Source organism: Paenarthrobacter sp. YJN-5, from assembly GCF_015040095.1.
GTDB lineage: Bacteria > Actinomycetota > Actinomycetes > Actinomycetales > Micrococcaceae > Arthrobacter > Arthrobacter ureafaciens.
Genome location: NZ_CP053544.1, coordinates 1,238,463 through 1,251,006, shown reverse-complemented (window position 1 = coordinate 1,251,006; position 12,544 = coordinate 1,238,463). Strand labels below are relative to the sequence as shown.

Genomic DNA, 12,544 nt, shown 5'->3' with positions numbered 1-12,544 from the left:
ACTTGAACAGCGACACACCTGTGGCCGACCAGACCGACCACCCGGGGGAACCCGTGGCCGTCGTCGCGGCTGGCGCCATCCCGTGGCGCATCAAGAAAGGCGCCTTGGAGGTGCTGCTCATCCACCGGCCGCGGTACGACGATTGGTCTTGGCCCAAGGGCAAGATCGACGACGGCGAGACGGTTCCCGAGTGCGCGGTCCGGGAGGTCCGGGAAGAGATCGGGCTCGAGGCAACGCTTGGAATCCCCTTGCCGCCCATTCATTACCACGTCAACGCTGGCCTCAAAGTGGTGCACTACTGGGCCATGCGGGTCAACGGTGAGCAGCTCCGGCCCGACGGCAAAGAGGTGGACAGCGTCATGTGGTGCGCGCCGGACAGGGCCGCCAAATACCTGAGCAACCCCTCGGACGTGGCGCCCTTGGAGTATCTGGAGAAGGCCCATACCAGGGGCGAACTGGACACATGGCCGTTGGTCCTGATCCGGCATGCCAAAGCCAAACCGAGGTCTTCCTGGACCAAGGCCGAAGGCGACCGCCCCTTGGCAGCCACCGGCAAACGGCAAGCAGTGGCTGTGCAACGGCTCCTGCAGGGGTGGAAACCGCAGCGCGTCGTGACCAGCCCATGGGTGCGATGCGTGGCAACGATTGCCCCGTATGCCAAAGCGAGCAAAGCCAAGGTGAAGCTCGTGGAGGCGCTGACGGAGCACAACCACGAACGCTCGCCCAAGAAGACGGCTGCCGCCGTGGAGGCCCTGTTCGACAAGCAAGTGCCCGTGGCCCTGTGCACGCACCGTCCCGCCTTGCCGACCGTACTCAAGCAATTGGGCCGGCACATGGGCGATGATCTGCGCAGCAGGCTCCCCGGCGCGGACCCGTACCTCTCGCCCGGGGAGGTCATCGTCTGCCATGTGGCCCGTGGCAGCGAGCGCAAGGTGGTCTCCGTGGAGCAATTCAAGCCGTTCGACGACTAGGCCGGGTTGACCCCACCAACTTTGTATCAAATACTTGACACAAAGTTAGAAGACTTTGGGGGGTCTCATCTGTGTTGTCCTTTAATCTGCCGCCGCTGGTCTTGCTGGGCCCGTTGATAGGTGCGGTCCTCGTATACCTCTTTCTCCGTGTTCAGGTGTGGTCCGCACCTGAAGCGAAGTCCGTGGAGTCGCACGGCCTCTGGGTGGGCATTATCGGCTGGATGGCCAGCTCGTTGCAGGCCGCCATGAACACGGGGATACTCAAGGCAAACCCGTCCGTACCGGGCGCGCCGGTTACGCCTGAGCAGATCTTCCCCGCACTCGCGTGGCCGGTGGTTGCCGCCCTGGCCGTGCACGCGCTCGGTCAGTGGAGCTACCCCGCGCCCAAGGCACCACGTAGGTACGCCGAACTTCGGGTCCGCAGGATCCGTGACCTCCTTCCCCGCAGGCTGGCGCTGTGGACGGCAGTAATTTTTGGCTACGCCGCTGTGGCCATTGCCTGGATCGCCACGCTGCCCGCATACAACCCCGCGCTTCCCACTCCGGCTCCCCCGCAAGGCCCGGAGCACAACGGCTATGCGGGGCAGGGCCAGGATGGCAGGATCCCGGGATGGGAGCTCTCCGCGTGGCTGGGTGGCTCCTTGCTGGTTCTGGCGATCGGCACCTGGCTGTGCCTGATGCTGATCGCGCATCGACGCCAGCTGGAAACCCTCGACACCAACGACAACCGGGTTCTCCGGTCCATTGCCGCGAACAGGCTGCTCCGCACCGTGGCTACTATTGCTGCCGGACTTGCCGCCATAGCCGGGAACTTTGCGTCCCTCCCCCAACCCGGCACCACGTGGCAGTCGTCGTGGTTCAACCTGCTGGGTCTCGCCAACGTCATTGTTCTCCTGGTCATGTGGTGGTGGAAGGTCCCCGTCCTCTCCTCGCTACAAGCGGATCGAAAGACCACCAGTGCAGCCTCGCTCCGCTCCGACCCGGGAACACCCGGCGCAGCCCGGATCAGCGTTTCCCTGGGACCCGTGGTGGGAATTGCCGGTATCTTGCCGCTGATAAGCATGGTCATCTGGGCCGGTTATATTCCGGCAACGGGCGGACGGCCGCTGATCTTGCCGGTTCTCGTGGCCGTCATGGCTACCTCTGTGTTGCTGGTCATCATCGGCGGTGAACTCCTGACCGCCCGAAACTATGGCAACTCGCAAGCGCCCGGGAATTGGCCGCAACGGGTTCTTTCCCGCGGCTTGCTCGCCTTCGCAGTGGCGGCCGCAGCCCTATGGACTGTCGCCGTCATCCTGACAGGCATCGGGCAGGCTTTGGTGAACGGTGCAGCGACGTGGCCCCTGGATCTATTGATCACGGTTGGGGTCAGCGCAGTGGGCGCAGCTGCCATCCTCACCGCCCGGTTTCGCCGCGGAATCGCCGGGGACGTCTCCAGGGACGGGTTGGACTCCGCGCTGCGGGCCATCGCGATGTACCGCATCATCCGCACACTGGCGGCCTACTTCCTTGCGGAAGCCGGAGCTGTGCTACTGACCAACCCGGAAGCATGGGGCACCCTGATTCCCTGGTCCGACAACATCGCCCCCGGCCCCAGTATGTTGATCGGCGCACTCCTGGCTGCCACTGCCGTGGTTACCGCGGTTACGCCCGTCCGGAGCCTGTTGGGCAGGATCCCCAGGAACAACGACGACAAACAAAGCCAGCCCACGCTGTGACGGCCGCCATCAGGCTGGACTTGGACGATCCGGTCCCTCCCTATGAACAGATCCGCAGGCAACTCGGCTCCTTGATAACCGTCGGAGCCCTTGAACCCGGCAGCCGGCTGCCAACAGTCCGCAGCCTGGCCGCGGACCTCGGTATCGCCGTCGGAACGGTCGCGCGCGCCTACAAGGAACTGGAGCAATCCGGCCTGATTGAATCACGACGGCGGAACGGAACCATCGTCGTCGGACCCCCTCGGGCCACGCCCGGCCAGCCGGGTGGAGAACCGGCGGTGATGGCCGCCGTCGACGGCTTGATCCACGTGGGCAGGGAGGCTGGCGTGAGCGATTCAACGCTCGTCGACCTGCTGCGGGGACGGCTTGCCAGTAAGCTTGATCCGTGAGCATTCCCACCCCTTATGAAGACCTTCTGCGCGATGTCATGGCCAATGGCACGCACAAATCGGACCGCACCGGGACGGGGACGCGGAGCGTGTTCGGCCGCCAGTTGCGCTTCGACCTGGCCACGAGCTTCCCGCTGATCACCACCAAGAGGGTGCACTTCAAATCCGTGGCAGTGGAGCTCCTGTGGTTCCTGCGCGGAGACTCCAACGTGAAGTGGATGCAGGACCAGGGGGTCACCATCTGGGATGAGTGGGCAGACGCCGACGGTGAGCTCGGACCGGTGTACGGCGTCCAGTGGCGCAGTTGGCCTACACCCGACGGCGGGCACATTGACCAGATTTCCGAGGTCATGAAGAGCCTGCAAAGCAACCCGGATTCCCGCAGGCACATCGTGTCGGCGTGGAACGTTTCCGAGCTCAAGGACATGGCCCTGCCTCCGTGCCATGCGTTCTTCCAGTTCTACGTTGCTGACGGCAAGTTGTCCTGCCAGCTGTACCAGCGTTCGGCGGACACCTTCCTGGGAGTGCCCTTCAACATTGCTTCGTACGCGCTGCTCACCCGAATGGTGGCCCAACAGCTAGATCTTGAACCCGGCGAGTTCATCTGGACCGGCGGCGACGTCCACGTTTATGACAACCACGTGGACCAGGTGGCCGAGCAGCTCAGCCGGGAGCCGTACGACTACCCGCAGCTGAAGATCCTGCGCAAGCCCGACTCCATCTTCGACTACACCCTTGAGGACTTCGAGGTTGTCGACTACCGCCACCACCCCACTATCAAGGCACCGATCGCCGTATGAGCACTCCCTCCGAAGAGACCAACGCGCAACTTCCCGGCCTCATTTTCACCCGGGAAACTGCAGCTTCCATGACCGGCATCGGCATGATCTGGGCACAGACCAAAGCGGGTGTCATCGGCAAGGACGGCAGTATGCCGTGGCACTTGCCCGAGGACCTCAAGCACTTCAGCCAACTGACAACGGGGCACCCCGTGATCATGGGCCGGAAGACCTGGGAATCCTTCCCGGACAAGTACCGGCCTCTGCCCGGGCGCACCAACATCGTGGTGACCCGCAACCAGGAGTGGGCCTCGACGCCCGGGGCGGAGGGCGCCGTCGTGGTTTCCTCCCTGGACGCAGCCCTGCTTGAGTCCCAGTTTGCGCCGGGCGGCCAGAAGGTCTGGATCATCGGCGGCGGGGAAATTTTCGATCAATCGATGGGCATCGCCAACCTTGCGGTCATCACCATCATTGACGCCGAATTCGAAGGCGACACCTTCGCCCCCGAACTTGGCGAGGACTGGACGTTCGACTCCGTGGCCCCTCACGAGGATTGGTACACGGCGAAAAACGGCACCAAATACCGGTTCACGTCGTGGCGCCGGACCGAAAGCTAGGAACCGGATCATGCAGGCAATACTCAAGAAACCTGAAACACTTTTTGTCCTGGGGTACATGCTGTTGCCGCTCCTTGCGCTGCTGTCAGCGATCGTTGGGCTGACCATGATCCTGGGCGGCAACAAGATCGCCGGAATCATCGTCCTGGTGGTGGTGACCCAGGTCTTCGCCTTCGGTGCGTTCTTCGCCCTTCGCGCACGGAAAGCTGCCCTCGCGGAGGGTAACGGCCTGCAGGATTACGACGCCGGACGCTAGTACCGCCGCCGGCCCGCCCGGCCCGTCCCTGGGTCCGCCGTCGTACGTTGTGCGGGTGACGTAACCAACAGCGTCAGGCGGCGTCGAAAGTTTAGACTGGTTCAATGACTACAGCAGCTAATCCGTCCGTAGGACTGGTCGGTTGGCGTGGCATGGTCGGCTCCGTCCTGATGCACCGCATGCAGGAAGAGAACGACTTCGCCAACATCAACCCGGTATTTTTCTCCACCTCGAACGCAGGAGGTGCCGCCCCGTCGTTCGCCGATGGGGCCGGCAAGCTCGAGGATGCGTTCGATATTGAGACGCTTGCCAAGCTGCCGATTATTGTCACCGCGCAGGGTGGCGACTACACCAAGCAGGTCCACGGCGAACTCCGCAGCCGTGGCTGGGACGGTCTCTGGATCGACGCCGCCTCCACCCTCCGCATGAACGACGATTCGATCATCGTGCTGGATCCGATCAACCGCGACGTCATCGATGCCGGGCTCTCCGGCGGCGTGAAGGACTTCATCGGCGGCAACTGCACGGTTTCCTGCATGCTGATGGGCCTCGGCGGGCTGTTCAAGAACAACCTCGTGGAGTGGGGTACGTCCATGACGTACCAGGCCGCTTCCGGTGGCGGCGCCCGCCACATGCGCGAGCTCCTGAACCAGTTCGGCACGCTCAACAACGAGGTCAGCAGCGAACTCGAGGACCCCGCCTCCGCCATCCTTGAGATCGACCGCAAGGTCCTGGCTACCCAGCGCACCGGCGTTGACGCCACCCAGTTCGGTGTCCCGCTGGCCGGTTCCCTGATTCCGTGGATCGATGCCGACCTCGGCAACGGCCAGTCCAAGGAAGAATGGAAGGCCGGCGTTGAGACCAACAAGATCCTCGGTACCGGCAAGGGCACCGCAGGCAAGGAGCACATCGCCATGGACGGGCTGTGTGTCCGCATTGGTGCGATGCGTTCGCACTCGCAGGCCCTGACCCTCAAGCTCCGCGAGGACCTGTCTGTCACGGAGATCGAGAACCTCCTGGCCAAGGACAACGAGTGGGCCAAGGTTGTGCCCAACACCAAGGAAGCCTCCATGGCCGAGCTGACCCCCGTGGCAGCGTCCGGCACGCTGGACATCCCGGTTGGCCGTATCCGCAAGCTCGAAATGGGCCCGGAATACATCAGCGCCTTCACCGTGGGCGACCAGCTCCTGTGGGGTGCGGCCGAGCCACTGCGCCGCATGCTGAACATTGTGACGGGCAAGCTCTAGGCTTTCCCGTTCCGGAACCCGTTTTTCCCCTGCTTCACGGCGAGGGAAGGGCGGGTTTTCCGTTTAAAGGGAACCGGTGCTTTCCCGGTGTCATCTCTCCATGAACTTCAGGTAGGCACAGGCCTGCGCCAGGAAGGACCGTGCCGCAGACGGTCCAAGTGTTCCCGTGAAGGGCTCCGGCACCACTCCGGCTGACTTCCCTGTTCCCGTCCTGGCCCACGTCCCCACCACGCCACCCCCGGCAACGATGATCCGTTTGAAGACCCCGTTCTTGCCCGGCACTACAAGTTCGGCATACTCAGGAGCGAGCACCAGGATCCGGTCCTGGTAACCGAGCAGGAATTCGTCAAACCCGGGGAGAGCCAGCACCGAGCGGGCGCCGGGAACGCCGTCGTCGAGCATTGCAGCCGTCTCCGCCGACATCCAGTAGCTTGTATCCCCGAACGGCAGCTCCACCAACTGATCCTGGACGGCGCTCAGCGCCGCCCGGGCCTCACTGAGCGGCACCTGGGTCCACCACGCGAAGTCGCGGACAGTGGCCGGGCCATGGCTGTGGATGTAGCGGAGGAACCATTCGGCGATGCCGGGCTCGCGATCCACGGCACGTGAGTCCCTGATCCACTGATCGAAAGGGACAAACAACTGCTGCACCCCCGCATTGCCTTTGCTTCCGGCCATAGGCCCTTGGACCAAGGACGCCTCCTGGCACAAGCAAGCTATGAGGTGGATGCCCCGTTGGGCTTTGGTGACCTGGCCCGCTTCCTCGAACGCCGCGAATAGCTGCTCCCGGCTGGCGCCCACTGCCTCCGTGTCCCGCGACAGGGTGGCAATGGTCTCCAAAGCCACGTCGCGGGCATGACTGATGTCATCCGGTGTGATGTTCAGTTCACGGTGCCTGGTCCGCAGTGACTGCATGATCCTCCGGCTGGTGATTCCCAGCATCCACCTCAGGTCCTCCGGCGCCACCAAATGCAACGTACCGCGCATCGGCCAGGACCGGACCACGGTCCCGGCGTCCAGCGCCGCCCGGACCTCGGAGGCTCCCGATCCCGCCACCCTCTGGCCAACCGCCCACAGCGCATGACCCAGGTCCTGGGCCTGCATGGCAGTCATCCACCGGACGGCTTCGGGAACGGAAGCATGCTTCCCGCCCAACAGACCTTGGCTGGCGAGCCGCAGACGGCCGATCACGGCAGGTGTGGGGCTCCGCTTCCCGATAGGCATGCTCCATCCTAAAGCCGCCGACCACAGCGAACATTGCCCTGCCTCCCAGCCGCCTTCCAGACGCGTTGCCTAGGATTGCTGCATGCTCTTTGGTGATCTGGCTCCGCTGGTGCGGCCGCTCAGCCGCCGGTTGGCTGCCGCCGGCTGGTGCTGCAGCGGCGTCGGTTTGGTGGCCGGGCTGATCGTTGCCGTAGGCACGGGAGTAAGGCTTTCACCCTCAATGCAAAGCATCCAGCTCGCCGGAATCGTGGCAACAGCCCTGGCCGCGCTGCTGCTCGGCGTCGCAGCCCTCATCCAGCCCGTCTCACCGCGGGACGGCGACGCGCCCGAGCCGTGGTTCTATCCGGCCGCAGCGGCACAGGTGCGCAGTTTCCTGCTGGGATCCATAGTGATGATGCTCGGATTGGTGGGCTTTGCCACCGCGGGCCTTTTCCTGCCCAGCGGACCGTCGCCGCAGAGCATCGCGTTCAGCCAGATCTTCCTGCTGGGTTCTGTCAGCTGCGGGCTCACGTTCCTGCTGCTGAACAAAGTGCTGCCCATCGCGGAGCGCCGGACGCGCTGACGCGCTGACCAGGGCCGGAACCTACAGCGAAACGCCGATCAGCAGCGGTTCGGGATGCAGTTCGATCCCAAAGCGATCCACGACGCCGGAGCGCACCTCGCGCGCAATGGCCGCCATGTCCGCGGCCGAGGCGGAGCCACGGTTGGTGATGGCCAAGGTGTGCTTGGTGGACAGCGATGCCCTGCCCCCGGAAACGCTGGACTCCTCCAGCCCGTAGCCCTTGCCGAATCCTGCGTGGTCAATCAACCAGGCGGCGGACAGTTTCACCAATCCGTCGGATCCTGCCGGATACCTGGGGGCGTCCGCAGGCAACGCCTCGGCCTGTTCCATGGACACGATCGGATTAGTGAAGAACGAACCCGTTGAGTAGGTATCGCGATCGTCGGCGTCCAGCACCATGCCCTTGGACGCACGCAGTCTGAGCACCTCCCGCCGGACGTCGTTGGAGTACGCCCGTTTGCCCACCTCGACCCCGAGCACACGGGCAAGTTCGGCGTAGCGGATGGGGGCGCTCATCCTGCCCAGCGGCAGTTGGAATTCAACCGTGAGGACCACGAACCGCGGCGAACCCTCCACAGTGGTCTGCTTCAGGATGGAGTCACGGTAGCCGAACGTGAGCTCGGAATTGGTGAACGTGCGGACTGCATTCTGTTCCCGGTCCCAGGTCCGTACGGCAGCGATGGTCTGCGAAACATCAGCACCGTAGGCTCCTACGTTTTGGACCGGGGTGGCTCCCGTTGCGCCTGGAATCCCGGAGAGCGCTTCCAAGCCGGACCAGGCGTGCTTCACGGCGTGTTCAACCAAGGCATCCCAGTTGTGTCCTGCCTGGACCACCACGGAGACTCCCCCGCAGCTGTCCTCGGCGTTGACTGTGAAGCCCTCGGAAGAGATTTTGAGGACTGTACCGGGGTAGCCGTCGTCGGAGATCAATAGATTGGATCCGCCGCCGATGATGAGGAGCTTCTCCCCCGCGGCGTCAGCCGAGCGGACGGCGTCGATGATTTCCGCCTCGGTACGTGCCTCCACAAAGGTGCCGGCGGGGCCGCCCACGGCAGCTGTGGTCAATTCGGAAAGCAGCGTCTGGGTCACCCATCAAGCCTATCGGGGTTTGGGCCGGGGCTCCGCCGCAAGCACGCGGCAGAGACCCCGTCCCTGCAACACCTAGGAGAGCTTGACCACTGCCTGCGACTTCATGAGGACCTTCTGGCCGGCGGCCACCACGGTGAGGTCAATGCGGGCGGTACCCGCCTCGGCGTCGAGCGCACCCACCACGCCGGTCACCTCGATGACGGCTCCGGGCTCATCCGTTCCCGTGGTGTCGGTCACCAGCACCGGCTTGGTGAAGCGGGTCTGGTAGTCAACGACGGCGGCCGGATCGCCTGCCCAGTCGCTGACCAACTGTACCGCTGCACCCATGGTGAACATGCCGTGGGCGATGACGCCGGGAAGTTCCACTGACGTGGCGAATGCCTCGTTCCAATGGATGGGGTTGAAGTCTCCGGAAGCACCTGCGTATTTGACCAGGTCCTGGCGGGTGACTTCGATGGTGCGGTTGCCAATTTCCTGGCCGACTGCCAGGTCTGCGAAAACGGGGCTCATGGTTACTGTCCCTCTCCCCGGACCAGGATGGACGAGGTGGTGGTTGCGACCTTTTCACGGTTGTCACCGTCGGCCAGGGCAAAGATTTCCGAACGCGTGGTGATCATGGCGCCGCCTCCCATGGCCCGAACGCCGTCGACGTGCAGCTCGGCCACCAGGCGGTCGCCGGCAACGATGGGGCGGTGGTGGGTGAAGCGCTGGTCTGCGTGGACAACACGGGAGAAGTCGATCCCGGCTTCGGGATCCTCGACAAGCTGCGCGTCGGCACGCTGGGCGACGATGATGGCGAAAGTGGGAGGCGCTACGAGGTCGCGATGGCCCAGGGCCCGCGCCGTTTCGACGTCGTAGTGAGCCTGGTTGGTGGCCTTCACGGCCTTGGCGAACTCACGGATTTTTTCACGGCCGACGTCGTAAACCTCTGCGGCAGGGTAACTGCGGCCCTGCAGGTCCGGATTGATACTCATGGTCCAACCCTATCGGGCGGGCGCGCGGAGACGGGTGTGGGCACCACCCTGTGGACGATGCTATTTCTTGTAGCTCTTGCGGATCTGCTGGCCGCGGATCACGAGTCCCGTGACGTGGAGGATCAGTCCCAGGCCGATGACGGCCAGGGATGCCATGGCAAGTCCCTGGTTGCCCGAGGTATTTCCGGCGATGGACAGGATGACACCTGCCGCGATGAGTCCCATGGCGCTGAAAACCAGCACTTTGTACCCGGTGGAGGCGTTGGCCCAGAATTCGTTCAGCACCATCCAAGTCTACCGGGCGCGTTGCAGGGCTTCGCCGAGGGGTTGGTTCTCACGAGGAAAGCTCGCCGTTAGTGCCGGGATCCAACCCCTCGGCGGAGAAATACGCCTAGAGGGAGGGCTGGACCCCGAAAGCGACAGCGAGCTTCATGATCTTTTCGGCACGGCCCAGGCGCGGAAGGTCGGAGCCGTCGCGGATGACACGGCCGTTTGCCTCAAAGTCGTTCATGAAGTCCGTGGCCCATGCGACGTCCGACGGCGTGGGGCTGATGACCTCGTTGATGACCGTGGTCTGGTCGATGGCCAGGCAGAGCTTGCCGGTCATGCCCATGGTGACCGTGATGCCGGTTTGCTCGCGCAGGATGGGGTGGTTGGTGCCCACAGTGGGACCGTCGATGGGACCCGGAAGATTGCCGACGCGGCTGGCCACCACGAGCTTGGCCCTCGGGTAGGCCATGGCTTCCGGGGTTGCTGCCATGCCGGTATCGCGGCGGAAGTCACCGGAGCCGAAAGCCAGGCGGAAAGCACCCTGCGCGCGGGCGATGTGGTTGGCTTCCTCGATGCCGAGGGCGGACTCAACCAGCGGAATGACCGGGGTCTTGCCGTCCATCCGGTGGAAAGACTCGGTCACCTGGTCGGCGGATTCCGTCTTGGCCAGCATGACACCGAGCAAGCCAGGGGTGCCGCGCAGCCCGGCGAGGTCATCGGCCCAGAAAGGGCTGGTGGCGTCATTGATGCGGACCCATGCCTGACCGCCGGCGGTCAACCAGTTGACGACGTTCTCGCGGGCGGTGTCCTTCTGCGAGGGGTCAACGGCATCCTCAATGTCGAGGATGATGGCATCTGCCCGTGAGCCTGCGGATTCGTCGAAAAGTTCCGTCTTCATGGCATTCACGAGGAGCCAGGAACGGGCGATATCGGCAGGGATGTTACGGGTGGGCCGAACTGATTCGGCGGCGATGCTAGAGGTCATGTATCTACCGTATCCGTCCTGCGGCCCGGGCGACGAAGAAATCACTCCGCTTGTGAGGATCAATACGAACTAAACCCGTTATGACTGTGGGGTCCCACAGTATGGGGGTTCGACGGCGGTCCGCGCCAGTCTCGCCCGGCCCGCCGGTAGTTCTTTGTCACCGGACGGAACACTCCCGTCAAAGGGATCAACACAGCGAAGTATGTGTCCATTCGTTGCCACCCAAGGCCCGGTATTTCGCCTCGTTGCCCGCTGTTTCCCCGGGTTTACCGGGGTTACCGCCGCACTTTCCAGCCACCACTTCCATGGGCTTACATCGTTCCCAAGCCGGTGAAGCTTCCGGTTTTCCCGGCACCAAAGAACACCAAAACAACCCTGGAAAGTAGCCCCCATGAAACTGCAACTGCCCCTGCTGAGCGTCGCGGCCGCCGTCGTACTAGCCTTGACCGTCTCCGGCTGCGGCGGTTCAGCCGAAGCCGGCCCGGCCGACCCGTCCGCCCAAGTCAAGGAACTCCGCTACCAAGGCTCGGCGAACAACGTGACCTTCCCGGAACTGGCAGCGGACTTGGGCTACCTGGGTGACATCAAGCTCAACTGGGTGGGCAACACCACCAGTGGTCCGCAGGACATCCAGTCCGCCGCCACCAACCAGACGGACTTCGGCGGCGCGTTCTCCGGCGCGGTGGTCAAACTCATCGAAGCGGGCTCCCCCGTCAAGGCCGTCACCAACTACTACGGCTCCGACCAGAAAACCTTCAGCGGGTACTACGTCAAAGCCGACAGCGACATCAAGGGTCCCAAGGACCTGATCGGGAAGAAGGTGGCCGTCAATACCCTCGGAGCCCACCACGAGGCCGTGATCAATACCTGGCTGACGAAGAACGGACTCAGCCAGGACGAGATCAAGCAGGTCCAACTGGTGCCTTTGGCCCCGAATGACACGGAGGAAGCGATCCGCCGCGGGCAGGTGGACGTTGGAACCCTCGGCGGCGTCCTGCAGGACCGAGCCGTCGAAGCAGGCGGCCTCCGCTCCCTGTTCAGCGATGTGGAACTGTTCGGCACGTTCGCCGGCGGCCAGATCGTCTTCCGCACCGACTTCATCCAGAAGAATCCGGACACCACACGCACCTTCACCACAGGAGTTGCCAAGGCCATCAAATGGGCAGCTGAAACGCCACGTGAGGAGGTCATAGCCCGGTTCGCCAAGATCATCGAGGGCCGGGGCCGCAACGAGAGTACGGCCAACCTGAAGTTCTGGAAGAGCCCCGGTGTTCCCGACGCCGGCGTGATCACGGATTCGGACTTCACCAGGTGGGAAGCCTGGCTGAATTCTTCGGGAATCGTGAAGGGTGATCTCACGCCGTCCAAGTACTACACCAACGACTACAACGGGCTCGCCGGCGGTTCCGCGGACACTGCGACTACAGGCACTTCCAATTCAAGCCCTGCGAAGAAGGGATAGC

15 protein-coding genes are annotated in these 12,544 nt (G+C 63.8%); 9 read left to right on the top strand and 6 right to left on the bottom strand.

The annotated features are described in order from the left end of the window. Positions 1–2 precede the first annotated feature (2 nt). The 7 genes from HMI59_RS05915 to asd all read left to right on the top strand — a co-directional run bounded on the left by HMI59_RS05915 (position 3) and on the right by asd (position 5,977). Positions 3–971 (top strand): NUDIX hydrolase, encoded by a 969-nt coding sequence (locus HMI59_RS05915; RefSeq protein ID WP_166183643.1) that lies wholly within the window; start codon positions 3–5, stop codon positions 969–971. 71 nt (positions 972–1,042) lie between these two features. Further along, positions 1,043–2,689, top strand: a complete 1,647-nt coding sequence (locus HMI59_RS05910) for a hypothetical protein (RefSeq protein WP_193593120.1) — start codon at positions 1,043–1,045, stop codon at positions 2,687–2,689. Beyond that, positions 2,686–3,078, top strand: a complete 393-nt coding sequence (locus HMI59_RS05905) for a GntR family transcriptional regulator (protein WP_193593119.1) — start codon at positions 2,686–2,688, stop codon at positions 3,076–3,078. The genes HMI59_RS05910 and HMI59_RS05905 overlap by 4 nt, the downstream gene beginning before the upstream one ends. After that, the gene (locus HMI59_RS05900) at positions 3,075–3,878 is read left to right on the top strand and encodes a thymidylate synthase (RefSeq protein WP_193593118.1); all 804 of its coding nucleotides are present in this window, start codon (positions 3,075–3,077) and stop codon (positions 3,876–3,878) included. Before HMI59_RS05905 ends, HMI59_RS05900 begins: the two co-directional genes overlap by 4 nt. Beyond that, entirely contained in the window at positions 3,875–4,474 is a 600-nt protein-coding gene (locus tag HMI59_RS05895; protein WP_193593117.1) for a dihydrofolate reductase, read from the top strand. The genes HMI59_RS05900 and HMI59_RS05895 overlap by 4 nt, the downstream gene beginning before the upstream one ends. A 19-nt stretch (positions 4,475–4,493) precedes the next feature. After that, complete coding sequence (locus HMI59_RS05890; protein ID WP_031216541.1) at positions 4,494–4,730, top strand: NF038396 family protein; 237 nt, start codon at positions 4,494–4,496, stop codon at positions 4,728–4,730. A gap of 104 nt (positions 4,731–4,834) precedes the next feature. Continuing rightward, positions 4,835–5,977 carry an aspartate-semialdehyde dehydrogenase gene (asd, locus tag HMI59_RS05885; protein WP_193593116.1) on the top strand — a complete coding sequence of 381 codons (1,143 nt, stop codon included), beginning with the start codon at positions 4,835–4,837 and terminating at the stop codon, positions 5,975–5,977. A 90-nt stretch (positions 5,978–6,067) separates the two neighbouring features. Here asd and HMI59_RS05880 read toward each other — a convergent pair whose 3' ends face one another. Next, complete coding sequence (locus tag HMI59_RS05880; protein WP_193593115.1) at positions 6,068–7,201, bottom strand: winged helix DNA-binding domain-containing protein; 1,134 nt, start codon at positions 7,199–7,201, stop codon at positions 6,068–6,070. A gap of 82 nt (positions 7,202–7,283) precedes the next feature. Between HMI59_RS05880 and HMI59_RS05875 the strand changes: the two genes are divergently transcribed. Beyond that, positions 7,284–7,763, top strand: coding sequence for a hypothetical protein (locus tag HMI59_RS05875; protein WP_166183655.1), 480 nt, complete (start codon positions 7,284–7,286; stop codon positions 7,761–7,763). A gap of 21 nt (positions 7,764–7,784) precedes the next feature. Here HMI59_RS05875 and HMI59_RS05870 read toward each other — a convergent pair whose 3' ends face one another. The 5 genes from HMI59_RS05870 to HMI59_RS05850 all read right to left on the bottom strand — a co-directional run bounded on the left by HMI59_RS05870 (position 7,785) and on the right by HMI59_RS05850 (position 11,081). Next, positions 7,785–8,852 (bottom strand): UDP-N-acetylmuramate dehydrogenase, encoded by a 1,068-nt coding sequence (locus HMI59_RS05870; protein WP_193593114.1) that lies wholly within the window; start codon positions 8,850–8,852, stop codon positions 7,785–7,787. Positions 8,853–8,924: 72 nt separating this feature from the next. Continuing rightward, positions 8,925–9,362 (bottom strand): MaoC family dehydratase, encoded by a 438-nt coding sequence (locus HMI59_RS05865; RefSeq protein ID WP_166183659.1) that lies wholly within the window; start codon positions 9,360–9,362, stop codon positions 8,925–8,927. A 2-nt stretch (positions 9,363–9,364) separates the two neighbouring features. After that, positions 9,365–9,826: a MaoC family dehydratase N-terminal domain-containing protein gene (locus HMI59_RS05860; protein WP_193593113.1), complete on the bottom strand. Its 462-nt coding sequence runs from the start codon at positions 9,824–9,826 to the stop codon at positions 9,365–9,367. 60 nt (positions 9,827–9,886) lie between these two features. After that, positions 9,887–10,111: a DUF3188 domain-containing protein gene (locus HMI59_RS05855; protein WP_193593684.1), complete on the bottom strand. Its 225-nt coding sequence runs from the start codon at positions 10,109–10,111 to the stop codon at positions 9,887–9,889. Positions 10,112–10,217: 106 nt separating this feature from the next. Further along, complete coding sequence (locus tag HMI59_RS05850; RefSeq protein ID WP_021472361.1) at positions 10,218–11,081, bottom strand: CoA ester lyase; 864 nt, start codon at positions 11,079–11,081, stop codon at positions 10,218–10,220. Positions 11,082–11,472: 391 nt separating this feature from the next. Between HMI59_RS05850 and HMI59_RS05845 the strand changes: the two genes are divergently transcribed. Continuing rightward, positions 11,473–12,543, top strand: coding sequence for an ABC transporter substrate-binding protein (locus HMI59_RS05845; RefSeq protein ID WP_021472360.1), 1,071 nt, complete (start codon positions 11,473–11,475; stop codon positions 12,541–12,543). Position 12,544: the final 1 nt, after the last annotated feature.